The sequence below is a fragment of the Bradyrhizobium sp. CCBAU 11357 genome (genome assembly GCF_028128865.1).
Lineage (GTDB): Bacteria > Pseudomonadota > Alphaproteobacteria > Rhizobiales > Xanthobacteraceae > Bradyrhizobium.
In genome coordinates, this window is record NZ_LBJW01000104.1 from 109,357 (window position 1) to 133,790 (window position 24,434).

The 24,434-nt window shown below is 64.6% G+C and carries 20 protein-coding genes; 10 read left to right on the forward strand and 10 right to left on the reverse strand.

What is annotated here, in order from left to right; genetic code table 11:
- Nucleotides 1-44: 44 nt before the first annotated feature.
- The 3 genes from XI05_RS22400 to XI05_RS22410 all read right to left on the reverse strand — a co-directional run bounded on the left by XI05_RS22400 (nt 45) and on the right by XI05_RS22410 (nt 5,354).
- A complete protein-coding gene (locus XI05_RS22400) occupies nt 45-1,661 on the reverse strand; it encodes a phosphoenolpyruvate carboxykinase (RefSeq protein ID WP_271505655.1) in 1,617 nt (538 codons plus the stop codon).
- A gap of 285 nt (nt 1,662-1,946) precedes the next feature.
- Entirely contained in the window at nt 1,947-4,541 is a 2,595-nt protein-coding gene (locus XI05_RS22405) for a CHAT domain-containing tetratricopeptide repeat protein (protein WP_271505658.1), read from the reverse strand.
- Nucleotides 4,542-4,604: 63 nt separating this feature from the next.
- Nucleotides 4,605-5,354, reverse strand: a complete 750-nt coding sequence (locus XI05_RS22410) for a HugZ family pyridoxamine 5'-phosphate oxidase (RefSeq protein ID WP_271505661.1) — start codon at nt 5,352-5,354, stop codon at nt 4,605-4,607.
- A 242-nt stretch (nt 5,355-5,596) separates the two neighbouring features.
- Here XI05_RS22410 and XI05_RS22415 point away from each other — a divergent pair, with 242 nt between their 5' ends.
- From XI05_RS22415 to XI05_RS22435, 5 genes are all read left to right on the forward strand, one after another.
- Nucleotides 5,597-6,298, forward strand: coding sequence for a response regulator transcription factor (locus tag XI05_RS22415; protein WP_008542552.1), 702 nt, complete (start codon nt 5,597-5,599; stop codon nt 6,296-6,298).
- Between the two features lie 112 nt (nt 6,299-6,410).
- Nucleotides 6,411-8,207 (forward strand): sensor histidine kinase, encoded by a 1,797-nt coding sequence (locus XI05_RS22420; RefSeq protein ID WP_271505664.1) that lies wholly within the window; start codon nt 6,411-6,413, stop codon nt 8,205-8,207.
- The gene (locus XI05_RS22425) at nt 8,204-8,728 is read left to right on the forward strand and encodes an HPr kinase/phosphorylase (protein ID WP_271505666.1); all 525 of its coding nucleotides are present in this window, start codon (nt 8,204-8,206) and stop codon (nt 8,726-8,728) included. Before XI05_RS22420 ends, XI05_RS22425 begins: the two co-directional genes overlap by 4 nt.
- A gap of 133 nt (nt 8,729-8,861) precedes the next feature.
- Nucleotides 8,862-9,263 carry a PTS sugar transporter subunit IIA gene (locus tag XI05_RS22430; protein WP_007597752.1) on the forward strand — a complete coding sequence of 134 codons (402 nt, stop codon included), beginning with the start codon at nt 8,862-8,864 and terminating at the stop codon, nt 9,261-9,263.
- On the forward strand, nt 9,260-9,577 hold the full coding sequence (locus XI05_RS22435) for an HPr family phosphocarrier protein (protein WP_260373912.1): 318 nt from the start codon (nt 9,260-9,262) through the stop codon (nt 9,575-9,577). The genes XI05_RS22430 and XI05_RS22435 overlap by 4 nt, the downstream gene beginning before the upstream one ends.
- A gap of 124 nt (nt 9,578-9,701) precedes the next feature.
- Here XI05_RS22435 and XI05_RS22440 read toward each other — a convergent pair whose 3' ends face one another.
- Nucleotides 9,702-11,327: a glycosyltransferase family 39 protein gene (locus XI05_RS22440; protein WP_271505669.1), complete on the reverse strand. Its 1,626-nt coding sequence runs from the start codon at nt 11,325-11,327 to the stop codon at nt 9,702-9,704.
- Between the two features lie 113 nt (nt 11,328-11,440).
- On the opposite strand from XI05_RS22440, the gene lepA reads away from it, so the two are divergent.
- Both lepA and XI05_RS22450 read left to right on the forward strand, forming a co-directional pair.
- Nucleotides 11,441-13,252 (forward strand): translation elongation factor 4, encoded by a 1,812-nt coding sequence (lepA, locus tag XI05_RS22445; RefSeq protein ID WP_036014191.1) that lies wholly within the window; start codon nt 11,441-11,443, stop codon nt 13,250-13,252.
- A 96-nt stretch (nt 13,253-13,348) separates the two neighbouring features.
- Nucleotides 13,349-14,497, forward strand: coding sequence for an ABC transporter substrate-binding protein (locus tag XI05_RS22450; protein WP_271505672.1), 1,149 nt, complete (start codon nt 13,349-13,351; stop codon nt 14,495-14,497).
- Between the two features lie 228 nt (nt 14,498-14,725).
- On the opposite strand, the gene XI05_RS22455 is transcribed toward XI05_RS22450, so the two are convergent.
- From XI05_RS22455 to XI05_RS22465, 3 genes are all read right to left on the reverse strand, one after another.
- Entirely contained in the window at nt 14,726-15,142 is a 417-nt protein-coding gene (locus XI05_RS22455; RefSeq protein WP_271505675.1) for an SRPBCC family protein, read from the reverse strand.
- 225 nt (nt 15,143-15,367) lie between these two features.
- The gene (locus tag XI05_RS22460; RefSeq protein WP_271505677.1) at nt 15,368-16,330 is read right to left on the reverse strand and encodes a tetratricopeptide repeat protein; all 963 of its coding nucleotides are present in this window, start codon (nt 16,328-16,330) and stop codon (nt 15,368-15,370) included.
- A gap of 33 nt (nt 16,331-16,363) precedes the next feature.
- Nucleotides 16,364-17,317, reverse strand: coding sequence for a tetratricopeptide repeat protein (locus XI05_RS22465; protein WP_271505915.1), 954 nt, complete (start codon nt 17,315-17,317; stop codon nt 16,364-16,366).
- Nucleotides 17,318-17,583: 266 nt separating this feature from the next.
- Here XI05_RS22465 and XI05_RS22470 point away from each other — a divergent pair, with 266 nt between their 5' ends.
- Complete coding sequence (locus tag XI05_RS22470; RefSeq protein WP_271505680.1) at nt 17,584-18,552, forward strand: ABC transporter substrate-binding protein; 969 nt, start codon at nt 17,584-17,586, stop codon at nt 18,550-18,552.
- A 20-nt stretch (nt 18,553-18,572) separates the two neighbouring features.
- Here XI05_RS22470 and XI05_RS22475 read toward each other — a convergent pair whose 3' ends face one another.
- The gene (locus tag XI05_RS22475) at nt 18,573-18,701 is read right to left on the reverse strand and encodes a hypothetical protein (RefSeq protein ID WP_271505683.1); all 129 of its coding nucleotides are present in this window, start codon (nt 18,699-18,701) and stop codon (nt 18,573-18,575) included.
- Complete coding sequence (locus XI05_RS22480; RefSeq protein ID WP_271505685.1) at nt 18,698-20,074, reverse strand: serine hydrolase domain-containing protein; 1,377 nt, start codon at nt 20,072-20,074, stop codon at nt 18,698-18,700. Before XI05_RS22480 ends, XI05_RS22475 begins: the two co-directional genes overlap by 4 nt.
- A gap of 120 nt (nt 20,075-20,194) precedes the next feature.
- Between XI05_RS22480 and XI05_RS22485 the strand changes: the two genes are divergently transcribed.
- Both XI05_RS22485 and XI05_RS22490 read left to right on the forward strand, forming a co-directional pair.
- A complete protein-coding gene (locus XI05_RS22485; protein WP_271505688.1) occupies nt 20,195-21,415 on the forward strand; it encodes an MFS transporter in 1,221 nt (406 codons plus the stop codon).
- A gap of 54 nt (nt 21,416-21,469) precedes the next feature.
- Nucleotides 21,470-21,928, forward strand: coding sequence for a GNAT family N-acetyltransferase (locus XI05_RS22490; RefSeq protein WP_271505691.1), 459 nt, complete (start codon nt 21,470-21,472; stop codon nt 21,926-21,928).
- A 143-nt stretch (nt 21,929-22,071) separates the two neighbouring features.
- Here the strand turns inward: XI05_RS22490 and XI05_RS22495 are convergent, their stop codons facing one another.
- The gene (locus tag XI05_RS22495; RefSeq protein WP_271505693.1) at nt 22,072-24,237 is read right to left on the reverse strand and encodes an EAL domain-containing protein; all 2,166 of its coding nucleotides are present in this window, start codon (nt 24,235-24,237) and stop codon (nt 22,072-22,074) included.
- Nucleotides 24,238-24,434: the final 197 nt, after the last annotated feature.

The following is a 24,434-nucleotide window of genomic DNA, read 5'->3' on the forward strand; positions in this document are numbered from 1 at the left end:
AAAGGGCGGCCTCTCGGCCGCCCTTCTGCATTAAGACAGAGCGTTTACTCCGCGGCCAGCTTCACGTCCGGCGCGGCGGCGCGCACTTCGGCATCGACCTGGGCTTCGAACTTGGCGAAGTTCTTCTGGAACATGCCGACCAGCGCGCGGGCGGTCTTGTCGAACTCGTCCTTGTCCTTCCAGGTATTGACCGGGTTGAGGATCTCGGCCGGCACGCCCGGCAGCGCGGTCGGGACCGCGAAGCCGAAATATTTGTCGGTGCGAAATTCGACGTTGCGCAGCGAGCCGTCGAGCGCGGCGGTGAGCAGCGCGCGCGTCACCTTGATCGGCATGCGCGAGCCGACACCGTACTTGCCGCCGGTCCACCCGGTGTTGACCAGCCAGCAATCGACATTGTGCTGGGCGATGAGGTCGCGCAGCATGTTGCCGTAGACGGATGGGTCGAGCGGCAGGAAGGGCGAACCGAAGCAGGTCGAGAATTCCGGCTGCGGCTCGTTGCCGAGACCGCGCTCGGTGCCGGCGACCTTGGCGGTGTAGCCGGACAGGAAGTGATACATCGCCTGCGCCGGCGAGAGCTTGGCGATCGGCGGCAGCACGCCGAAGGCGTCGGCAGCCAGCATCACCACGTTCTTCGGCTGCGGCGCGCGGCCGGTGCGCGACGCGTTCGGGATGAAGTCGAGCGGATAGGCCGAACGCGTATTCTCGGTCTTGGAGCCGTCGTCGAAATCGACGACGCGGGTGTCGTCGTCGAGCACGCAGTTCTCGAGCACCGCGCCGAAGCAAGTCGAGGCGGCATAGATCTCGGGCTCGGCTTCCTTCGAGAGTTTGATGCACTTGGCGTAGCAGCCGCCTTCGAAATTGAAGACACCGTTCGGGCCCCAGCCGTGCTCGTCGTCGCCGATCAGCGTCCGGTTGGGATCGGCCGACAGCGTCGTCTTGCCGGTGCCCGACAGGCCGAAGAAAATCGCGGTATCGCCCTTGGCGCCGACATTGGCCGAGCAGTGCATCGGCATCACGCCGCGCTCGGGCAGATAATAGTTCAGCGTCGTGAACACCGACTTCTTCATCTCGCCGGCATAATAAGACCCGCCGATCAGGACGATCTTGCGGGTGAAATCGATCGCGACGACGTTCTCCGAGCGGCAGCCGTGGCGTTTGGGATCGGCGCGGAAGCTCGGCATGTCGATGATGGTGAGCTCCGGCACGAAGGTCGACAGCTCGATCGCCTCGGGGCGGATCAGCAGCGTGCGGATGAAGAGCGAGTGCCAGGCAAGCTCGGTGAAGACGCGCGTCTTGATCCGGTAGGCCGGGTCGGCGCCGCCATAGAGGTCCTGCGCGAACAGGCGCTGGCCTTCGGCGTGCTTGAGGAAGTCCTGATAGAGCGTCTCGAACTGCTCTGCGGTGATCGACTGGTTGCCGGCCCACCACATCTTCTTGTCGGTGGCGGCGTCGCGCACCGTGAACTTGTCCTTCGGGCTGCGCCCGGTGAACTCGCCGGTGTCAGCGCAGAGTGCGCCATCGGCGGAGAGCACCGCCTCGCCCGCTGCGAGCGAGTATTGATAGAGTTGCGGCGCACCCAGGTTCCAGTGAACCTGCTTGAGATTCTTTAAGCCGAATTTGTCGGCGCCGAAGGCACCGTTGCGCACGCCCGTCTCTTGCACGAAAAAATCCTCCTAGAACTCGCGACACTCAGCGCGGCCAAGTCTGGCGCCGTCGCGACCACCGTGAATATGGGCCGTTCGGCCTCGGCTGAACGACGTAATACTGATGAACGCTGGCGTTGCCAAGCTGATCCCGCAGGATTTGGTTTATTCAAGGACCGCGCCAAACGTCGCGCATGTCAGCTCTGAATGGCTGCATCGAGAAAGTGCTGATGATCGCGCAACCAAATGCAAGTTTGCGCGTTATGCCCGGTTATTGCGACGCACAATCGCGGCGCCGACGCCCTATCTTACCTCACCCTCGCCGATCAGCGCGAACGGCCCCCACATCGCGGGATAAGCGTTGCGTGGCGACGAGGCATCATCGAGATAGGCTAACATCGCGCGGCGCAAAGCTTCGGCACGACCGAGCTTCGGTTCGTTCTTGAGCAGCTCGAAGGTCGATGTGGTCAAGCGGGTCGCAGCCTCCGAATCCACGGCCCAATGCGACACCAAGAGCGCGCGGGCGCCTGCGTAGAAGAACGAGCGCGCCAATCCCGACAACGCTTCGGCACCGGGCTTGTCGCCCGCGATGGTGTTGCAGGCGGATAGCACAACCCAATCGGCATTGAGTTTGAGCTGGGCCACTTCGCTCGCGGTGAGAAGACCATCGTCGAGCTCCGTCGGCTGGTCGGGGATGGAGAGCGCAAGCGAGGGCTCCCCCAATCCCTTGACGTCGCCGGCAACGAGGCCGTGGGTGGCAAAGTAGATGATGCCGTATTGGGCAAGCGCTGCACGCTTGAGCGTCGTTTCGCTGGCGTCGCGGCCGAGATGAATATCGCCCTCAGCCGCGCCGACGTCCCTCGCCACCGCGTTCAATTCATCGGCCGTATCGGGCAGTTGCGGCAGTGCCTGGGCCAGCCGCGCACGATCCACGCCGGCGCCGCGCCAGAAGTCGGCATAGGCGATCGTCGCAATGCTGCGTGCGGCGACCTTGCCGCTCGCGGCGCGCCGGTCGGCAGGCCCTTCGGCCCCAGGGTTGAACACTGGATCGCCGAAACCGGTCATCGGCTTGATGCTTTGATCCCTGCGGGCAAAAGCGCGCAGCGATTTCAGGCTGATCACCGACGGCAGCACCGAGACGGCCTGGCGCCGCAGCAGCCAGGCAGCACTGCGGTAGCCCTCGAGCCGGTCCGGGATCGCAGCCTGCGGCTTCTCCGTGACCAGCAGATGAAACGGCAATGCGGTCAATGCCGCCGACGGCACCACCAGCAGGTTGCGCTTGTCCTTGGTCAGCGCCTCGACCGGGCCGAGCAGCGCGACATAGAGCTCGTTGGCGAGGGCGAGGTCGAACAATCCCGATTTGCCGGAGGCATCGCGCGCCTTGCCGACATCGAGCCCCCTGCGGAAGGCGGTGACTTTCTGCGTGACCGCGTCCGCTTCGAGCGGAATCTCCTTCCACTCGACGCGCTCGCGCGTGATCGCGACGACATAGCTCCGCCTGTCGACGACGGAATAAACCACCATCGCCTCGTCGGAGGCCAGCAGCGGCTGAATGTCCTTCACGGTCAGCGGCAGCGGGTTGGAAAGCAAGGAATAGTCGGGAAACTCGACCGCGAGCGTCTTCTGCAATCCGTTGCGCGCGCTCGCGATCGCCGCGATCCGCGCGCGGCTGCGCTGCTCGGCCGCGACGTCACGCTGGGCCGATGGCTTCGACACCGCGGCGATGATCGCCTTGTCGAGCGCTTCGGACTCGGCCGCGAGATCCTGATCCTTGCGCACGAGCTCGGCGAGCCGATCGCTGCCGGCGGCGAGCCGCACCGCGAGCTTGTTCACGGCGGAAGCAGCAGAGGATTGCGAGCCGCGCTGGATCGCACCGAGCGCGTCGTCGAGCGCCTTCTCGCTCGCGAGCAGCGATTGCTGCCGTGCCGCGAACAGGATCGGCAGCACGACACGCAGCTGCGCACGGTTGGCCGCGAGCGTCTTCTGCGCCAACGGCAAGGCGTCCGCCGTCCGTGCCGTCGCCTGCAGGAAATCGGCGAGATTGCTCGTCGAGGTCGCGACGTCAGGGTGATCGGGCCCGAGCGCACGCTCGCGGATCGCCAGCGCGCGGCGATACAGCGGCTCGGCATCGGCATAACGCTGCTGGTGCTGGTAGAGCCCGGCGAGATTGTTGAGCGAGCGCGCAACGTCGGGGTGGTCCGGCCCCAGCACCTTTTCACGGATTGCGAGCGAGCGCTTGATCGGCGCTTCGGCATCGGCGTCGCGATTGAGGTCGCGCTCGACCTGTCCGATGTTGTTCAGGACGGTGGCGACCGCGGGATGCTCGGGACCTGCGGCCTTCTGATAGATCGCGAGCGCACGCCGGAACAGCGGCTCGGCATCGGCAAAGCGCTCCTGCTTCACATAGAGCGTGGCGAGATTGTTGAGGGCCCGGCCGACATCGGGATGCTCGCGCGACAGGCTCTTTTCGCTGACGGCGAGCGCGCGCTTGAACAGCGGCTCGGCTTCAGTGAAGCGGCCCTGCCGCTGATACAGCGCGGCGAGATTGGTCAGTTCGGGCGAGATCAAGGCGGTGTCGAGGCCGAGCGACTTTTCCATCAGCGCGATCGCGCGCTTGTAGACCGGCTCGGCCAGATCGTCGCGGCCCTGCCCGGCATAGACCTGGCCGAGATTGTTGAGCGCCGCAGAGAGCTCGCGCCCGTCATTGCCCTTCTCCAGGCTCGCGACCATGGCCTGCGCCAGGGGCAGCGCTTCCGCATATTTGCCGGCCTGGTTGAGCGCGTTGATTCGCGCCCCCTGTGCGGCGAGATCGCCCTTTTGGGCGAGGGCCGGGGTGGCCAGCAAGGTGGTAATGGCGAGCGCCAGACCCGCAGTCCATGCCAAACGTCGACGCGTCATGACCTCTCTCGCTGCGAACCCGAAACCGACACGGTCATGGGTCGCGGCGATCGGTAGCGGCGTTCAAGCGGTTGCGCCCTGGTCCATCCTTGTGCGCGCTTCCCCAGCGAGGCGGACCAGCATCTTGCGCAAGCCCGTGCCATCGGTCACCCGCTCCGGGAAGTCCAGCCGCAGCGCGGCTTGCCCGTCCTGCATGTCGAGGCCTTCAGGGTCACAGCCGGTGCAGCGCCAGTCGCCCTCGGCGGCGCCGAGCAGCTTCGTTGCATAGAGATTCACGGCATCGCGATGGTCGGCGTTCATGTGCTCGACGGCGCTCGCCTCCGCCGCCAGCAGGTCCTCGGCGCCGGTGAGCTCGGTCAGGAATTGCTCGGGCTTGAGGTCGACGATCCGGCCGAAGCCGGCGACCAGATGGGTTCCCGTGGGCCGGATCCGGAAGAAGGAGAAATCCTTAAAGGAAACAAAGCCTTCCGCCGAGGGATGGGCACTGAGATACCGTCGCTGGAGCAAATCCTTGTCGGAATCGGGCTCCTCGGCCCGGCCCGACAGCATGATCCGGGCGCCTTCCAGGGGATCGCCGGCCACGCGCTCGTCCAGCATCAGCGAGACCCTGCAATCCGCGAGGATGTTCCTGGTGTGCACGGCAAGGCGCGAGATCAACAGAATCGGCGAGCCGTCGGGATGACTGGCGAGATTGACCAGGGAACAATAGGGATCGCCGCTGCCGGTCATCAGCGTCGCCAAGGCCCCCTGCCGGGACCGCCTCAGCAGCGATTTGGCGAGCCTTGCGGGGTCGAAATCGGGGGTCGGTTGCATCGGCTTTCTCAGCTCAGGTGGTTGCAAGGTGGGCCTTTTTTCGGGTAAACGGGGGCCCGGTTATGGGTCGAGACGCGGCGAATCTGCCGTGTTTCGTGGAACTTGGTCACACTTCAGCCCAGCTTGCATTGCTCGGTGACAAGGTTCGAACGCCACTTCGGCACCCATGTATGCGGCGCATCACTGGATCGCTCGCCGTTTCAAGCCACGACCCAAACGGAAAGCAGAAAGCAGAGAGGCTCATGCCCACAATCGCTTTGGTCGACGACGACCGCAACATTCTCACATCCGTCTCGATCGCGCTGGAAGCCGAAGGCTACCGTATCATGACCTACACCGACGGTGCCTCCGCACTCGACGGTTTCCGGACCACCCAGCCCGATCTCGCCATCCTCGACATCAAGATGCCGCGCATGGACGGCATGGAGACGCTCCGCCGTCTCAGGCAGAAGTCCGACCTGCCGGTGATCTTCCTCACCTCCAAGGACGAGGAGATCGACGAGCTGTTCGGCCTCAAGATGGGCGCCGACGATTTCATCCGCAAACCGTTTTCGCAGCGTCTGCTGGTCGAGCGCGTCAAGGCGGTGCTGCGCCGCTCGGCGCCGAAGGACCCGACCGTCGCGCCGAAGGAGAACGACGCCAAGGCGCTCGACCGCGGCCTTCTGCGCATGGATCCGGAACGCCATACCTGCACCTGGAAGAACGAGCCGGTGACGCTCACCGTCACCGAATTCCTGATCCTGCAGGCGCTCGCGACCCGGCCCGGCGTGGTGAAGAGCCGCAACGCGCTGATGGACGCCGCCTATGACGACCAGGTCTATGTCGACGACCGCACCATCGACAGCCACATCAAGCGGCTGCGCAAGAAGTTCAAGGTGGTCGACAACGAGTTCGAGATGATCGAGACGCTCTACGGCGTCGGCTACCGTTTCAAGGAAGCCTGAGGCGCACCCTCCAGCGCGATCGAGAGCATCTCCGGTTCTCGTTCCATCGGGACGAGGATCGCTCTAGGATGCGGGGACCTTCGCACGGGCCGTCCTAACGCGGGCGTAAGCATTGCTTGACCGAACGCAGCCTGAGCCTAACCAGAGCGCCGGGGATCTCGCATCCGACGGCGTTCAGGAGCACGTTGCCGACGACAAGCCGCAAGGCTTCCGGCCGCTGAACTGGCTGAAGCGCGCCGGGCAGTTCTTCTTCGCGCTGTCCTTCTCGAGCCTCACCCGCCGCATCGTCTCGCTCAACCTCGCCGGCCTCGTCGCGCTGGTGGCGAGCATCCTGTACCTGTCGCAATTCCGTGCCGGCCTGATCGACGCGCGAGCGCAGAGCCTCCTGGTCCAGGCCGAGATCATCGCCGGCGCGATCGCGGCCTCCGCCACGGTGCAGACCAACGCCATCACCATCGATCCCGATCGGCTGCTCGACCTCAAGCCGGGCGAGACCTATGGCGGCTCGGACGAGTATTCGCCGCTGGACTTCCCGATCAATCCGGAGCGCGTCGCGCCGGTGCTGCGCACCCTGATCTCGCCAACCAAGACGCGCGCCCGCATCTACGATCCGAACGGCAGCCTTCTGCTCGACAGCCGTAACCTCGAAAACGTGCTCCGCTTTCCGCTGCCGCCGCCGGCCGAGCAACCCGGCATCATCGAGCGCGGCAAGGTCGCGGTGCGCACCTGGCTGAACCGCGGCGACCTGCCGCTCTATCGCGAGCTCGGGCCCGAGAACGGCAATGGCTATGCCGAAGTGGGCGACGCCCTGCAGGGCCAGAAGCGCTCGATGGTGCGGGTCAATGCACGCGGCGAGGTGATCGTCTCGGTCGCGGTCCCCGTGCTGCGCTCGCGCGCGATCCACGGCGCCTTGATGCTGTCGACGCAAGGCGACGACATCGACCAGATGGTCACCGCCGAGCGCCTCGCCATCCTGAAGGTCGGCGGTGTCGCCGCCGCCGTCATGATCATGCTGTCGCTATTGCTCGCGAGCACGATCGCAGGTCCCGTGCGCCGGCTCGCCGACAGCGCCGAGCGCGTCCGCCGCCGCATCAAGGCCCGCATCGAAATCCCCGATTTCACCCGCCGGCGCGACGAGATCGGCCACCTCTCCGGCGCGCTGCGCGACATGACCAGCGCGCTCTACAGCCGCATCGAGGCGATCGAGATGTTCGCCGCCGACGTTGCCCATGAATTGAAGAACCCGCTGACCTCGCTGCGCTCGGCGGTCGAGACGCTGCCGCTGGCGCGCAACGAGAACAGCCGCGCGCGCCTGATTGAGGTGATCGAGCACGACGTCAAGCGGCTCGACCGGCTGATCTCCGACATCTCCGACGCCAGCCGCCTCGATGCCGAGCTGCAGCGCCAGGATGCGATCCCGGTCGATTTGCGCCGCCTGCTGACCACGCTGGTGTCCGTCGCCAATGAAACCAAGCTCGGCCACGACGTCGCGGTCGAGACACGCTTCGAGGGCCGCAGCCCGACCGACACCTTTGCCGTGAGCGGCCACGATTCCCGGCTCGGGCAGGTCGTCTCCAACCTGCTCTCCAACGCGCAATCCTTCTCCGAACGCGGCAGCAAGGTGCGCCTCACCTGCCGGCGCGTGCGCGGCGAGATCGAGATCGTGGTCGACGACGACGGCCCCGGCATTCGCGAGGACGCGTTGGAGCGCATCTTCGAGCGCTTCTATACCGACCGTCCGCATCAGGGCTTCGGCCAGAATTCCGGCCTCGGCCTGTCGATCTCGAAGCAGATCGTCGACGCTCATGGCGGACGGATCTGGGCGGAGAACCGGCCTGGCCCGCCGGACGCCGACGGCGCTCCGACAATTGCCGGCGCGCGCTTCGTGGTGAGGCTGCCGGCGCTATGAGTGGCGGCGAGCCCAGCGTTCACGCCTCCGCCGTCAAGGTCGGGACACTTGCCGTGCTGATCCGCGGGCCCTCGGGGTCCGGCAAGTCGCGGCTTGCCTTCGATCTGATCATGGCCGGACGCTCGGGCGTTGTGGGAAGCGCCGTTCTGGTCGGCGATGACCGTGTCCATCTGGCGACACTCGGCCACGAAATTGAGGTCCGCCCCGCGCCTCGCCTGGCCGGCCTGATCGAGATCCGGGGCCTCGGAATCCGCCGCTGCGACTTCGTGGAGCATGCGACCGTCGGTCTCGTGGTCGATCTGGCCGCCGCGGACGCCGAGCGGCTGCCGCCGGCCGAAGCCCTGAAAACCAGCATTTTTGGTGTCGAAATACCGCGAATCCCCGTTGCCCGCGACTATTCGCCCCTTCCTCTGGTTGTTGCGGCCTTGACCACTACCAAGAGTTCATCTTCCGTTAACCCTTCAGGCGATTGTTTGAAGGGAAATGGTAACCATATGAACCCCACTATCGCGACCGAATAGACCGGCGCAGCTCCCCTCATACATCCGTATAGATTCAGGGAGATACGCAACATCCCCTCTTGCGCGGGGGCTCTGGATGGTCAAAGTGGCGCGTTCGTGCGGTGCACCAAAAGCGCCCGCGAGGAGTTTTCCGATGATTGGTCTAGTACTTGTGACCCACGGGCGCCTTGCCGACGAATTCAAGGCGGCGCTTGAGCATGTCATGGGTCCACAAAAGCAAATCGAAGCGATCACGATCGGCGCCGAGGATGATTCCGATCTCTGCCGAAGCGACATCATCGAGGCGGTCAACCGCGTCGATTCCGGCGACGGCGTTGCGATCCTCACCGACATGTTCGGCGGCACGCCGTCGAACCTGGCAATATCCTGCATGAGCCGGCCCAAGGTCGAAGTGCTCGCGGGCATCAACCTGCCCATGCTGGTGAAGCTCGCCAAGGTGCGCGAGGAGCGACCGCTGCCCGACGCGATCGCGATGGCGCAGGAAGCCGGCCGCAAATACGTCACCATCGCCAGCCGCGTGCTCGCAGGCAAATGAGCGACGAGGCGCCACAAGCCGCGACCGGCGTGCCTGCGGGCGCGATCTCCAAGGATCTCCTGATCATCAACAAGCGCGGCCTGCATGCGCGCGCCTCGGCGAAATTCGTCCAGGCAGTCGAGCGCTTCGACGCGCAGGTGTGGGTGACGCGCGGCGGCGAGACCGTCGGCGGCACCTCGATCATGGGCCTGATGATGCTCGCCGCGGGGCCCGGCACCACGATCACGGTGGCGGCGGCAGGGACCGACGCCGAAGCCGCGCTGGCGGCGATCACGGAGCTCGTGGAGAGCAAGTTCAACGAGGAAGGGGTCTGAGCCACGCGCTCGGCACCGTAGGGTGGGCAAAGCGAAGCGTGCCCACCACATCTCATGATCATTGAAAGTTCGTGGGCACGGCGCCTCGCGCCTTTGCCCACCCTACGGCACTACGGCAGCCCAGCTATTTCCCCGGCGGCGCGATGTAGACGTTCCAGCTCATCGATGGGCCGGCCTTGCCGCTCGTGAAGCGGCGCGTGCTCATCACCATGCGCTCGGCGTTCGGCGCAACCTCCGACACCCATTTCTCGAATCCAGGCAGGCGGCCATCGGTCGGATCGAACACGCCGATGAAGCCGTATCTCTTGACGTCGTCGAGCGACGTCAGACCCGAGCTCCACGGCTCGTTCGGCGTGAACGCTGCGGGGTGATCCGGGCTGTAGAACACCATCGGCTGGATCGACTCCATGGTGCCGGCAACGACCGCCCAGCGCGAGGCAAAGCGCATGTGCCATTCCTGAGTCAGCTTGCGCGCCAGTTCCGAGCGCGCGCCGTAGGTCGCGGTGTTGCCGGCATTGGCCTCCATCTCGCGCGCGGCGATGAGGGGCGAGGCCGCAAGCGTCGCGGCGCTGAGCACGAGCCAGATCGCTGCGATGTTGAACAGCGCGGCGCTCTGCATGCGCAGCGTCGGCATCGCGACCAGCGCGAGCGGGACCAGGAAGAACAGCGAGATGCCCCAGTCGGTCTTCATGTAGATGCTGAACACCAGCGCGCCGAGCGGCGGGCCGAAGGCGACGATGAGCTGGATGATCCAGACGTTCAGCGCCTGCGAGACGTTGACGCCTGCATTGGCGCCGCGCGACCAGGCGCGCGTGACGATGCGCAAGGGTGCTCGCAGCAGCAATTTGACCCAAGGCGGCACCAGCGCCATGGCGAGTGCCGCGAGCGCCACCGGCAAGGCCAGCAGCGCGAAATTGTGCAGCACATAACCCGCGACGAGCTGATGCACCTGGCTCTTGTCCTGCAGGCTGTAGGTGTCGCCGGCATAGGTCAGCGGCACGAAATGCGCATCCGCCAGCCAGACGATGTGCGGGATCATCGCCGCCACCATCGTGGCGATCGCGACCCACGGCGCGGGCGACGACAGGAAGCGCAACCGGTCGGGATGGATCAGCGCGGCGAGGCCGATCGCGCCGATCATGGTCAGCACCCAATATTTGGTCATCAGCGCCAACGCGCCGGCAAGCCCGAGCAGGATTCCGGATTGCCAGCTCCGCTTCTCGAATGCGCTGAGATAAGCGAGCACCAGGAGCGGGAGCGTGACGAGCTGGAGCAGGTCCGGGTTGTACTTGAAGCCCTTGAAATTGAAGATCGGATAGAGCGCGATCATCACCACGACCAGGAACGCGCGGCGCGCATCGACCACGCGCAAGGCGATCAGCCAGCAGAGCACCATGCCGACGCTCACCGTCGCCATCGCCAGCGCATAGGTCGCCCAATCCGCCGCCGGGAACGCCGTGAACCAGAGGCCGGCCACCCAGCCCGACAGCGGCGGGTGCTTGCCATAGCCCCAGAGGAATTTCTGGCCCCAGCCCCAGGCTTCTGCGACGTCCATGTGAACGTCCTGCGCCGCCTTCAGATTGATCAGGATGAAGGTCCACAGCACCGCATGCAGGATGGCGAATTGGATCACCAGCCACAGGCGCGCCTCGGGGCGGACCGCGCAGGCAACCAGGAAGGCCCGGAAGCGGTCGTAACTCAAGCGGGTCTTTGCCCGCGTTCTGGAGGAGGGAAGAGAGGTCGTGGACATGGGCCGTGCGTAGCGCGTTTTGGCCCCTCATGGAATCAGCTTGGCGTGAACAAAGGCCCTGAAAATACAGCAATATGGTTGCCGCACGGGGATGTGAGTGGTATCCCGCGCCCATGACGACCGTCCCCATTTCCAACATCCGCAATTTCTCCATCGTCGCCCATATCGACCATGGAAAATCGACGCTGGCCGACCGCCTGATCCAGATGACCGGCGGCCTTTCCGACCGCGAGATGGCGGGCAAGGAGCAGGTGCTCGATTCCATGGACATCGAGCGCGAGCGCGGCATCACCATCAAGGCGCAGACGGTGCGCCTCGCCTACCGCGCCAAGGACGGCAAGGACTACATCTTCAACCTGATGGACACGCCCGGCCACGTCGACTTCGCCTACGAGGTCTCGCGGTCGCTGGCGGCCTGCGAGGGTTCCCTGCTCGTGGTCGACGCCAGCCAGGGCGTCGAGGCGCAGACGCTCGCCAACGTCTACCAGGCGCTCGACAACAATCACGAGATCGTCCCGGTCCTGAACAAGGTCGACCTGCCCGCGGCCGAGCCCGAGAAGGTCAAGCAGCAGATCGAGGACGTCATCGGCATCGACGCCTCGGATGCGGTGATGATCTCGGCCAAGACCGGCCTCGGCGTCCCCGACGTGCTGGAAGCCATCGTCACCCGCCTGCCGCCGCCGAAGGGCGACCGCGACGCCACGCTCAAGGCGCTGCTGGTCGACAGCTGGTACGACGTCTATCTCGGCGTCGTCGTGCTGGTGCGCATCGTCGACGGCACGATGAAGAAGGGCCAGCGCGTGCGCATGATGGGCACGGGCGCGGCCTACGACGTCGAGCGGGTCGGCTTCTTCACGCCGAAGATGCAGCAGGTCGAGGAGCTCGGCCCTGGCGAGATCGGCTTCATCACCGCCGCGATCAAGGAAGTCGCCGACACCCGCGTCGGCGACACCATCACCGACGACAGGAAGCCGGTCGCCGAGATGCTGCCGGGCTTCAAGCCGGCGATCCCCGTGGTGTTCTGCGGTCTATTCCCGGTCGACGCCGACGACTTCGAGACGCTGCGCGCCGCGATGGGCAAGCTGCGCCTCAACGACGCCAGCTTCTCCTTCGAGATGGAGACGTCAGCTGCGCTTGGCTTCGGCTTCCGCTGCGGCTTCCTGGGGCTGCTCCACCTCGAGATCATCCAGGAGCGGCTGTCGCGCGAATTCGATCTCAATTTGATCGCGACCGCGCCGAGCGTCATCTACAAGATGAAGCTCACCGACGGCCAGGAGATCGAGATCCACAATCCCGTCGACATGCCGGACGTGGTGAAGATCGCCGAGATCGACGAGCCCTGGATCGAGGCGACGATCCTCACCCCCGACGAATATCTCGGTAGCGTCCTGAAGCTGTGCCAGGACCGCCGCGGCGCGCAGAAGGAGCTGACTTACGTCGGCTCCCGCGCCATGGTGAAATACGACCTGCCGCTCAACGAAGTCGTGTTCGACTTCTACGACCGCCTGAAGTCGGTCTCCAAGGGCTACGCCTCGTTCGACTATCACCTGACCGACTACAAGCCGGCCGATCTCGTCAAGATGCAGATCCTGGTCAATGCCGAGCCGGTCGATGCGCTGTCGATGCTGGTCCACCGCACCCGTGCGGAGGGGCGCGGCCGCGCCATGGTCGAGAAGATGAAGGAGCTGATCCCGCCGCACATGTTCCAGATCCCGATCCAGGCGGCGATCGGCGGCAAGGTCATCGCCCGCGAGACGGTGCGCGCGCTGCGCAAGGACGTCACCGCAAAATGCTACGGCGGCGACATCACGCGCAAGCGCAAGCTTCTGGAGAAGCAGAAGGAAGGCAAGAAGAAGATGCGGCAGTTCGGCAAGGTCGACATCCCGCAGGAAGCCTTCATCGCCGCGCTGAAGGTGGATAGCTGAGGCGACGCTCGGGACGGACCGGCGCGGTCGCCGAGGCCGGCAAACAGGCGGCAAACAAAAAGCGCGAAAACAACCCCATGCACAGTAGCCGCCCCCTTGGCGGCACTGTGCTTTTTTCGATTTTACGAAGTCGGCTTGCTCCGTCGGGCAAAACAGGGGTATGGTGGCATCATCGCAGCGGGCTGGATAAGCCAGCACGATCGTCCATCTGCATTTTTTAAAGTACCGATCATTCCATTCATGAACGGAGCTGTCATGCAGCGACGCGAATTTCTCGCACTGATCGGTTCGGCAGCGGCCTGGTCACCCCTCGCCCGCGCGCAACAGCCAAAGAAAGTCCCCCATATTGTCTTCTTGACCACCGGCTCGATCGAGCAAACCCGCACTTCGGTGGCTGCCTTTCAGCAAGGACTACGCGAACGCGGTTATATCGACGGCGAGAATATCATCGTAGAGCTTCGAGCAGCCGATTCAAAGGTCGAACAACTCCCGGCCTTGGCGAGTGACCTCGTCCGTCTCAATCCTGCTCTTATCGTTGCAGCGAATTCGCTTGCTGCGCGGGCAGTACAGCAAGCCACCAAATCGATTCCTGTTGTTGTGCCAGTTATGGGCGACCCAGTCGAAGACGGACTCGTTGCCAGCATCGCCCGACCAGGAGGTAACATCACCGGACTAACCTTCATCGGCCCGCAGCTTGTTCCCAAGCGGCTCGCGCAATTGAAGGAAGCAATGCCTATGGCGTCTCGGATAGCAGCGATTTGGCACCCGGCTGCATACGGCAAGACGACAACTCAAGGCATGATCAGCGGTGCGGAGTCAGCATCAAAAACCGTGGGCGTTCATCTGCAACTCACTGCCGTCCAAAATCCTGACGGGCTGGGCGAGGCGTTTTCCGCGCTTGCGGGCGCGCGTGCCGATGCAGTCTTCCTATTTCCCAGCCCGATGTTCTTCATTGCACGCAAGCGCATCGCCGACCTCGCCGCAGAACATGGGCTGCCGCTATTTGCCATTGGCAAGGAATTTGTTCAACTCGGTGCGCTACTGTCCTACGGAGCGGATATCATCGACTTGAACCGGCTATGCACTGATTACGTCGATAAAATCCTCAAGGGCGCCAAGCCCGGGGATCTGCCGGTCGAGCAACCAACCAAGTATGAACTATTCATCAACCTCAAGACTGCAAAGACACTCGGGATCGAAGTTCCTGCTACATTGCTGGCCCGCGCGGACGGGGTGATAGAATGATCGACTGATGGAAGTCGATGCATTCAAGCCCGCGGACGGCCGGTCTTTTCGTCCCGTTCCCGACGTGTTGACCAAGGCCGCGTGAGGTCGGTCTCGTCAAATTCGACGGCTTCGTAGGGTGGGCAAAGCGAAGCGTGCCCACCGCTTGTGTGCCGTCTTGAAGAGTGGTGGGCACGGCGCTCCGCGCCTTTGCCCACCCTACGAAAGCCGTGCTCGCGTAGGCTCACCTCACGGCGTCGTCTTCTTCGCCTCGACGTACCGCGCGAAATTGTCGAGGATCGCCTGCCAGCCGCTCCGCTGCTGCTCGACCGAGTGCGTCGTTTCGGCGTCGAAGACGACACGGACGACAACGCCGTTCGGGCCGGGCACGAACTCGACCTCGGCCTTGCGATCGCCGAAGGCATATTCGATCCGCTGGTGTTCGACGATTTTCGTGTAGGTGCCGGCGAAGTCGAAGCCCATGCTGCCGTCCTTGGCTTCCATCCGCGACGAGAAGTCGCCGCCCTCCCGCAAGTCGACCGTCGCTTTGGTCGTATGCCAGTCGTCGGACGGCGAATTCCATTTCACGATGTCGGCAGGCGTCGTATAGGCCTGCCAGACCTGATCGATGGGGGCTGCGACGTTGGTTTCGACGGTGATCCTCATGGGTATTGCTCCAGTTTGCGACCTTGACGGCTCGAATTGACGAAATCACGTCACCTGTGCCGGGTCATCTCCCGGCACGTCCGGGGCGTGTCCACCCAAGGACGATCGAGAGCCGGTCCATGCCGACATGGCCAACCGTCAATGCGCTAAAAAAAGTTAGAACCAACCAAATTGTGTGCCGCCGGGAAGATGGCAGGCACGGCGCTCGACCATCCCCCGCGCTCTTCAGATCGGCCTTGTCTTTCCTCGAATGGCCATCGCCCGTTTCAGGGCCTGCTCGGCATCGGCGTGGCGGCCTTGATGGTCGTAGAGGCTGGCGAGGTTGTCGAGGACGCCAGCAAGATCCGGATGATCGGGGCCGAAGGTTTTCTCGAAAATGGCCACCGACTGCTTGAACAGCCGCTCGGCCTCGGCGTTGCGTCCCTGACGCCCGTAGAGCGCACCGAGATTGTTCAGCGCTTGCGCGATGTCGGGATGATCAGGGCCGTACGCCTTCTCGGTCACGGCCATCGCCCGCTGCAGCAGCCGCTCTGCATCGGCATCGCGATGCTGCTGGATGTAGGTGTCGGCCAAATTGTTCATCAGCACCGTGGCTTCGGGATCGTCGGGGCCGAGCGCTTTCTGCAGCACGGCGAGGCCCCGCTCGAACAGCGGCTCGGCCTGATCGTAGCGGCCCTGGCTGCTGTAGACGGCGCCGAGATTGCACAGCGGCAACACGATCGACGGATCGTCGGCTTCGAGCACTTTCTCGTCGATGGCGATCGATCGCTTCAGGAGCGGCTCCGCTTCCGCGTAGCGTCTTTCCGCGCGATAGAGATCGCCGAGATTGTTCAGCACCATTGCGACTTCTGCGTGATCCGGACCGAGCGTCTTCTCGCGGATGGCCAGCGCGCGCTTGTACAGCGGCTCGGCAACGGCGTATTCGCCGAGATTGTGATGGATCGTGCCGAGGTCGCTCAGCGGCATCGCGACGCGCGCATCGTCAGGGCCGAACTCCCTTTCGTGAAGGGCCAGAGACTTCTGGGCCAACGGCAAGGCTTCCATGTATTTCCCGGCCCGATAAAGCTCCTTCATCTGCCGCGTCAGCGCGTCCGTCTCGTCCTCTTCGGCATGGGATGGCGCGCCGAACGGAAGGATCAAGGCAAGCGTCGTGACTGCAACACGGATCGATGCTTTCAGAGCCTTCATCGCGCCTTCCCTCGTCGCATCCTGCGCTGCTCTTCAGATCGGCCTTGTCTTGCCCCGGATGGCCATCAACCGTTTCAGGACCTGCTGGGCATCGGCATAGCGGCCTTGATACTTGTAGAGACCGGCGAGGTTATCCAGAACGCCGGCGAGATCCGGATGGTTGGGGCCGAGGGTTTTCTCGAAGGTGGCCACCGACCGCTTGAACAGCTGCTCGGCCTCCGCGTTACGGCCCTGACGCCCATAGAGTGCAGCCAGATTGTTCTGTGCCTGGCCAATGTCGGGATGATCGGGGCCGAACGCCTTCTCGGTCACCGCCATCGACCGCTTCAGCAGCCGCTCGGCATCGGCATAGCGATGCCGATTGATATAGGCGTCGGCCAAATTGTTCATCAGCACCGTCGCTTCGGGATCGTCGGGGCCAAGCGCTTTCTGCAGCACGGCAAGGCCTCGCTTGAACAGCGGTATAGCCTGATCGTACCGGCCCTGATGGCTGTAGACCGCGCCGAGATTGCTCAACGCCGGCACGATCGACGGACCACCGCTCTTCTCGTTAATGGCGATCGAGCGCTTGAGTAGCGGCTCCGCTTCCGCGTAACGCTCTTCCGCGCGATAGAGATCGCCGAGATTGTTCAGCACCATCGCGACTTCGGCATGATTCGGACCGAGTGTCTTCTCCCGGATGGCCAGCGCGCGCTTGTACAAAGGTTCGGCAACGGCGTATTGGCCGAGATTGTAATGGATCGTGCCGAGGTCGTTCAGCGGCATCGCGACGTGCGCATCATCAGGGCCGAACTCCTGCTCGCGAAGGGCCAGCGATTTCTGAGCCAATGGCAACGCTTCGACGTATTTCCCGGCCCGATAAAGTTGCTTCATCTGCAGCGTAAGAGCACCAGCCTCGTCCTGTTCGGCCTGGGATGGCGCGCCGAACGACAAGCTCAAGGCAAGCGCGGTGATTGCGACGTAAATCGATGCTTTCAGGGCCTTCATCACGCGTTCCTTCGTCGCGGGTCTCACCGACATACGCGACGTTGGTGCAGCCGGAAGGGGGAATGGTTCAAAGCCCTCGCCTGGGCTGCCCCCCGGCCAGGGGGACAGGAAAGATCGGGGTGTTGCCTCCCGCCAAGTCTCTGATCCAGGCGTGCTGCCGGCGACGCCTCGCTCGGTATCTGGCCCGTGATCCAGGTGGGACGGCTTACGAGCATTTGGAGCATGCTATAGTCTTGCTATGGCACGGCAGCTTCGAGCGAGGTCACATGCGACGGCGCACATTCATCGGGCTGATGACGGGAGCAATCGGCTGGCCGCTCATCGCACGCGCCCAGCAGTCTTCCGCAACGCCGCGCGTCGTCCAGTTTGGACCGATCGAAATTCCTGCGCAAATCGCTGCAACCAAAAGACTGCTTGCGGAGCTTGGTTACGTCGAGGGCCGGATTCGACTCGAGTTTCGTCACGCAGCCGGAGACGCCGACGCACTACCGGCGCTCGCGCAGGAGATCGTGCGGGATGGCCGGGTGGACGTGATCATCGCAATCAGCACACCTGCCGCTCTCGCGGCCTACAAGGCAACGCGGACCATTCCGATCGTGACCCTTGCTGCCGTCGATCCCGTCGCATCCGGACTGGCCGACAGCCTCGCCCGCCCCGGCCACAACGTGACCGGCATCGCGGTCTTCTCGGAGGAAACTACTGCAAAGCGGATCGAGCTCATGCGGGAGATCCTGCCCCAGGCCGTCCGCCTCGGAACTGTCACGACAAAGGTGTCGAGCGGTGCACAGAGCCTCACGCCTGTTCTGGAAGCCGGCCGCAAGCTCGGCTTTCAGGTTGAAGCCATCAACATCGATGATCCCGCAAGCATCGGGACGAGCCTGAGCCCAGACAACCTTGCCCGATTTGACGGTCTTGTTTTCGTTCCGGACGTCGTGCTCAGCGGCCACCAGGCCGAAGTCATCAGGCTGGTGAACCTGAGCAGGAAGCCTGCGATCTTTGCTTCACCCGACTGGGTCGCGAACGGCGCCTTCATGTCGTTCGGCCCCGACTTTGCAGACGCAGGGCGCCGCCTGATTGCGCAGGTTGATCGCATTCTACGGGGCGCAAAGCCGGGCGACCTGCCTTTCGAACGACCCACCAAGTTCGACCTCAGGATCAATCTCCGCATCGCCAAGGCCCTGGGTCTCGACCTGCCCGCAACCGTCGTCGCCCGCGCCGACGAAGTGATTGAGTAACCGCAGGATTCTACCCGGGCTCAACCGCCCTGCCCCTCGCCCGGTAAGCCATCATCCCTGCTGCGAAGCATCAACAAGGCAAAAAGCACGAAGAAGCCCATGAAGGTGATGCAGGCGTGATTCTGCACGCCCGATCCCTGATCGATCATTGCCCGAGCTGTTGAAGCACAGCAGACCACAACGCGAGCGGCTCCCTGAGCGCTCCGGGTTCGTTCGGTTTTTGGCGAACGGCGGTGTGCACCATGACGAGCTTGGAGGCGGGATCGACCAGGATGACCTGACCGCGGATGCCGAGCAGGGCAAATCGGCGCTGCTCGCCGGGGAGGAGCCACACCTGATAGCCATAGCCGAAATAGCGCGTGGCCACGTGCGGGGCGAGATGGCCATCCGCCGGCCGCACGGTCGTGGCATCCAGCAGCCACTGCCGAGGGATCAGTTGACGGCCTTCCCAGGCGCCGTCATGGGCGAGCAACCGGGCGAGGCGAGCATAATCGCGCAAGGTTGCGTTGAAGCAGCAAAAGGCGATCTCCTGCCCGCTGCCGTCGATCACCCAGGAGGCATCCGCCTCGGTGCCGATGGGATCCCAGATCCGGTCGTGGAGATAATCGGCAACCGGCGTGCCGGTGGCGGCGCGCAGGACCAGGCCGAGGATCTCGGTTTCAACGCTGGCATAGTGAAATTTGGTGCCCGGCGGTGCGGTTCGCGTGTTGAACTGCGCGACGATGGCGGCGGGATCTTTCGGCGCGTCGACGAACAGGGCCCGCCCAAGCCGGGCGATGTCGTCGTTCCCGTCATAGACTTCCGAGAACTCGACGCCCGACGACATGTTCAACAAGGCGCGGATGGATGTGCTGCCATATTCGGTGCCTGCAAGGCCGGGTACATAGGTCGCGACGAGGTCGTCGATCGACTTGATCCGTCCCTCCGAGACCGCGATCCCGACCAGCATGGCCACCAGCGTCTTCGCCATGGACTGCGAGACAAAGCGGTGATGGTCGGTCCGCGCATATTGATAGTGCTCGTAGAGGATGGTGTCGTCCCGGGCGATCAGAAGTCCCGTCACCGGGTTGCGCTTGAGGTAGTCCGCGATGCCAAGCTTTTCGGTACCAAAACTGTAGGTGATCGACGGCTCCGGCGCGCGCTTGAATTGCCAGGGCGCCGTCGCGCGAGCGACCCGGCGCGAGGGATAGATCTCGCCGAAATGGCTGTAGCTCCCGACGAGCTTGTTGAGCTCCGGGGCGGCGCCCCGCCTGCCGACCGGATAGCCTTCCGCCGCGCCGTACTGCTCGGCATCGGGGCCGCTATCCGAAAAGACCGGCCCCGGCTTGGCGGGCGCGCTTCGGACGTCCTGTGCGCAGGCCAGGGGCGTCCAGACCGCGGAGGCGACAATGACGGGCAAGAAAAGCCTGCGGCATCCCCGCGGCCTCCACAGCGCTCCCCAGATCATTGCACTTGCCTCCTCGCACGTTCGTGTGTGTGTGCGCTTATGAGAACAACATCGCAGGCCGGTGACGCGCGGCATGCTATCACTGCGAGCAGACGGTGTCAGCCGGTGGTGGCAACCCGCCTTGCTCTCGCCCCGCAGATAAGTCACCATCCCTCCCGCGCGCCATCAACAAGAGCAAAAGCGCTGAGGAAACGCATGAGCAAGCCGTCAAGCTTCGACTATGGCTGGGTCGTTGTCGCCGCAGGTGCGCTGATGACCTGCATCGGGTTTGGCACGATGCTGTCGCTGGCGGTGTTCTTGCAGCCGATCTCGGAGGCGATGGGCTGGTCGCGCGCCGGCGTGTCGGGGGCCGCGACGCTGGATTTCCTCTGCATGGGATTCGCCGCCTTCCTATGGGGCACGCTGTCGGACCGGTTCGGCACCCGCATCGTGGTGCTCTCGGGAAGCATTCTGTTGGGATTCGGTCTCGTCACCGCGAGCCAGGCCGCAAGCCTGTGGCAATTCCAGCTTTGCTTCGGCGTGCTGATCGGGATCGCCGTGGGCAGCTTCTACGCGCCGATGATGGCGCTCGCGAGCGCCTGGATCGAGAAGAACCGCAGCCTCGCCGTGGCGCTGGTCTCCGCCGGGATGGGCGTGTCGCCAGTGACGGTCGCGCCGGCCGCGAGCTGGCTGATCACCGCCTATGATTGGCGCACCGCGATGCTGATGATCGGCTGTGCTGCCTGGGCGCTGTTGATCCCCGCCTGTTTCCTGGTGCGTCCGGCGCCGTCAGCCGCGGGCTCCGCAATGACGGACGCGACGCCGGAGGTCGAGATGAACGCGGCGCAGGCGCTGCGCACGCCGCAATTCATCGCGCTCGCAGCGGCGCATTTCGCCTGCTGCGCGGCGCATTCCGGCCCGATCTTCCACATGGTGTCCTATGCGATGGTCTGCGGCATCGCTCCGCTCACGGCGGTGACGGTCTATAGCGTCGCCGGCGTCTCAGGCCTCGGCGGCCGCCTGCTGCTGGGCGCGCTGGCCGATCGCATCGGCGCGAAACCGGTCCTTGTCGGCGGGCTGTTCGTGCAGGCGATGTGCATCGCGACCTATCTGGCGGTGGCGCAGCTCGGCGAGTTCTATGCGTTGTCAGTCGTGTTCGGCCTCGCCTATGGCGGGGTGATGCCGCTCTATGCGGTGCTGGTCCGCGAATTTTTCGGCGCGCGCATCATGGGCACGGTGTTCGGTGCGGTCTCGGCCTTCGCCAGCCTCGGCATGGCGCTCGGGCCCTGGGCCGGCGGGATCGTGTTCGACACGTTCCAGCAATACACCTGGCTGCACGCCGGCTCCTTCGCGATCGGGCTCGCCGCGGTCGCAGTCGCACTGAACTTCCCGACCAGACGCCGGCCATCGCTCGATCTTAGCCGCGCGACGGCGTGACATCGACCTGTAGCCATTGCCGGATCTGATTGTCCCAGCCGAACGAACTGCGCCATGACGATCATTTCCCTTGAACGGGTCGCCGACATTCTTCCCGCGGATTTTCCCGCGCTGGAGGCCGACGCCAAGGCCGATGGACATGCGCACATGACCCGTCTGGCTGCGGAGTTCGCAACTGATCGCGCCATGTTTCACGCCATCTTCACCTGCCACCTGGATGGCAGATTGGCGGGCATCGGCGCGATCACCAACGAGCCTGCACCGGCGCCGGTGCCCACGTGGCGGATGCGGCGGTTTTACGTGCACCAGGACTACAGGAGACGCAAGGTCGGCAGGGCCATTGCGGACGCCTTGCTGCGAGAAGCTGCGGGGAAGGTCGCAATCGTCACCGTCCACGCTGGAAATGCCGGCGCTGTGCGGTTTTGGGAAGCAATGGGATTCACCGGGATCGACGGCCAACCCTGGTCTCACCAAGCGCATCTGCCGATCCCGGAGCCTGCCGCCGGCTCGTGAGCGGCTCTGCCAAGCCTTGCCTCGACGAGGAAGCACGACGCGCCTCGGACTGACGAGCGCGTCGCCGACCGCGGTTGCCAGGCGAGGCCGAGAGGCCGACGGAGAGAGAGCGGTGCGTTCTTACATATCGAGGAAGCGAGTGGTCACGCCACCAGCGCGGCGTCCTCATCGCTGTCGATGCCGCGCTGTGCGGCCAGCAGGCTGATGATCTCCGCATTCGGCCGGGCCTTGCTGAACAGGAAGCCCTGGCCCTCATGGCAGCCTTCGGCGCGGAGGCAGCTGAGCTCGGCTTCGGTCTCGACGCCCTCGGCGGTAATGGTGACTCCAAGGCCTTTGCCGAGGCTGACGATGGAGCGGATGATCGCCTGGGCCTCGCGGTTGGCGGCGAGATCGCGCACGAAGGACTGGTCGATCTTGATCTTGTCGAACGGGAAGCTGCGCAGATAGCTGAGGCTGGAATAGCCGGTGCCGAAATCGTCCATGGAGATGCGCACGCCGAGCGCGCGCAGCGCATGCAGTGTCGCCAGCACCTGCGCGCTCTTCTCCAGGAGCAGCGTCTCGGTGATCTCGAGCTCGAGCCGCCGCGGCGGCAGGCCGGAATGCTTCAACGCGTCGGTCACCATCGAGAGCAGGTTGCCGCTGCGGAACTGGAGCGGCGACAGGTTGACCGCGACACGGACGTCGTCGGGCCAGGACGCGGCATCGAGGCAGGCCCGGCGCAGCATCAAGCCGCCGAGCGGATTGATCAGGCCGGTGTCTTCGGCGACCGGAATGAACTCGGCCGGCGACACCATGCCGCGCTCGGCATGCGGCCAGCGCACCAGCGCCTCGAAGCCGGTGATGCGGCCGCTCGTGAGGTCGATCAGCGGCTGGTAGTACGGACGCAGCACGTCGTTCTGGATCGCGTCGCGCAGCTCGACCTCGATCTTGCGGCGGCTCTGCGCCTTCGCATCGAGTGCGGCCTCGAAGAAGGCGAAGCTGCCGCGCGCGTCCAGCTTGGCGCGCGACAGCGCCATGTCGGCGCTCTTGAGCAGCTTTTCGGAATCGTCGCCGTCGCCCGGCGCCATCGCAATGCCGATCGAGGCGCCGATCACCACGGAATGGCCGTCGAGCAGATAGGGATCGGCAATGGCCGCCAGGAGGCGCTTGGCCAGCATCACCGCGTCCTCGGGACGCGCCAGCCCGCTTTGCACGATCGCGAACTCGTCGGAATTGAGCCGCGCCAGCGCATCCTCTTCCCGCAAGGTGGAGCGCAGCCGCTTGGCGACGCCGCGCAGGAGCTTGTCGCCGACCGCGTGCCCCAGCGTGTCGTTGACCGCCTTGAAATTGTCGAGCCCCAGCATCAGCAGCGCGACCTTCTCGGCGCTGCGCCGCGTGTGCAGCAACATCTCGTCGACCTGCTGCCGCAGCAGGCTGCGATTGGGCAGGCCGGTCAGCCCGTCGTGCTGGGCCATGAAGGCGAGCCGCGCCTCGGCGCGCTTGCGCTCGGTGATGTCCATCAGCGCGAGCAGCACCGCGGGCCGCTCGGCATAGGTCAGCTCGCGGGAATAGATCGCAAGGTCGATCAGCGCGCCATCGGCCTTGACATGCTTCCAGGTACGGCCGGCCTGCTCCTCGCCGGTCTCATCGACGGTCCAGGGCGGCTCGCTGTCGAAGGCCTGCAGGGAGCGGATCTTCAATCGCTCGAACTCGGCCCGGCTATAGCCATAATGCGCGACCGCGGCATCGTTGACGCCGAGGATGCTCTCGTCGTCCAGCGCGCAGACGATCATGGGCACGGGATTGCCGTCGAACAGCAGGCGGAACGAGGCCTCGCGCTGCTTGAGCTCGGTGATGTCGACGCGCAGGCCGACGACGCCACCGTCATCGGTCAAGCGCTCGTCGATCAGGATGACGCGGCCGTCCGACAGCTTCTGCTCGTGGCGCGCGCCGGGCTTGTAGAGCTTTTGCAGGCGCTCGGCGATCCAGGCATCCTCGTTGCCGACGGCCTCGGGATAGTCGCCGCGGGCGACGCCGATGCGCAGCGTGTCTTCGAGGCGCGCGCCTTCCTCGAACAGATCGGCCGTCTTGCTGTAGATCTCGGCGTATTTCTTGTTCCAGAGGACGTAGCGGCCTTCGGCATCGAGAAACACGATGCCCTGCGGCAGGATATCGATGGCCTGGCGCAGGCGCTCATGGGATTTGCGCGCGTCCGCGATCGCGGCTTCCGCCTCGGCACGGCTGCGCAGGACTTCGTCGCGTTCGGAAAGGGTACGCGAGGCACGCGCGAAACGCGGCTTGCGCGCCTTCTGGCCGGCACGGGCAAGCACGCTTTGCTTTCGCTTTCTTGCTTTTCGAGACCCCAAACTCAACTTCACTCGTCCCAGTCGCGCCCAGCGGCCGCAAGCTTTGGGGCAAGTGTCTGAAAAAAAAGTAATCTTGCCCGGCCGCGGTCCGCACGCGGCGGCGCTTGCTGCCTGTTTGCGCGGCGCGGCGAGTGGCTGCAGGCGCCATCAGACTGAGTGCG

Bases quoted from the DNA above. Each gene is read 5' to 3' on its own strand.
- XI05_RS22490 (WP_271505691.1), top strand. From the start codon at position 21,470: ATGACGATCATTTCCCTTGAACGGGTCGCCGACATTCTTCCCGCGGAT.
- XI05_RS22440 (WP_271505669.1), bottom strand. From the start codon at position 11,327: ATGTCCACGACCTCTCTTCCCTCCTCCAGAACGCGGGCAAAGACCCGC.
- lepA (WP_036014191.1), top strand. From the start codon at position 11,441: ATGACGACCGTCCCCATTTCCAACATCCGCAATTTCTCCATCGTCGCC.
- XI05_RS22485 (WP_271505688.1), top strand. From the start codon at position 20,195: ATGAGCAAGCCGTCAAGCTTCGACTATGGCTGGGTCGTTGTCGCCGCA.
- XI05_RS22455 (WP_271505675.1), bottom strand. From the start codon at position 15,142: ATGAGGATCACCGTCGAAACCAACGTCGCAGCCCCCATCGATCAGGTC.
- XI05_RS22405 (WP_271505658.1), bottom strand. From the start codon at position 4,541: ATGACGCGTCGACGTTTGGCATGGACTGCGGGTCTGGCGCTCGCCATT.
- XI05_RS22460 (WP_271505677.1), bottom strand. From the start codon at position 16,330: ATGAAGGCTCTGAAAGCATCGATCCGTGTTGCAGTCACGACGCTTGCC.
- XI05_RS22470 (WP_271505680.1), top strand. From the start codon at position 17,584: ATGCGACGGCGCACATTCATCGGGCTGATGACGGGAGCAATCGGCTGG.
- XI05_RS22430 (WP_007597752.1), top strand. From the start codon at position 8,862: ATGATTGGTCTAGTACTTGTGACCCACGGGCGCCTTGCCGACGAATTC.
- XI05_RS22425 (WP_271505666.1), top strand. From the start codon at position 8,204: ATGAGTGGCGGCGAGCCCAGCGTTCACGCCTCCGCCGTCAAGGTCGGG.
- XI05_RS22465 (WP_271505915.1), bottom strand. From the start codon at position 17,317: ATGAAGGCCCTGAAAGCATCGATTTACGTCGCAATCACCGCGCTTGCC.
- XI05_RS22475 (WP_271505683.1), bottom strand. From the start codon at position 18,701: ATGATCGATCAGGGATCGGGCGTGCAGAATCACGCCTGCATCACCTTC.
- XI05_RS22415 (WP_008542552.1), top strand. From the start codon at position 5,597: ATGCCCACAATCGCTTTGGTCGACGACGACCGCAACATTCTCACATCC.
- XI05_RS22480 (WP_271505685.1), bottom strand. From the start codon at position 20,074: ATGCCGCGCGTCACCGGCCTGCGATGTTGTTCTCATAAGCGCACACAC.
- XI05_RS22410 (WP_271505661.1), bottom strand. From the start codon at position 5,354: ATGCAACCGACCCCCGATTTCGACCCCGCAAGGCTCGCCAAATCGCTG.
- XI05_RS22435 (WP_260373912.1), top strand. From the start codon at position 9,260: ATGAGCGACGAGGCGCCACAAGCCGCGACCGGCGTGCCTGCGGGCGCG.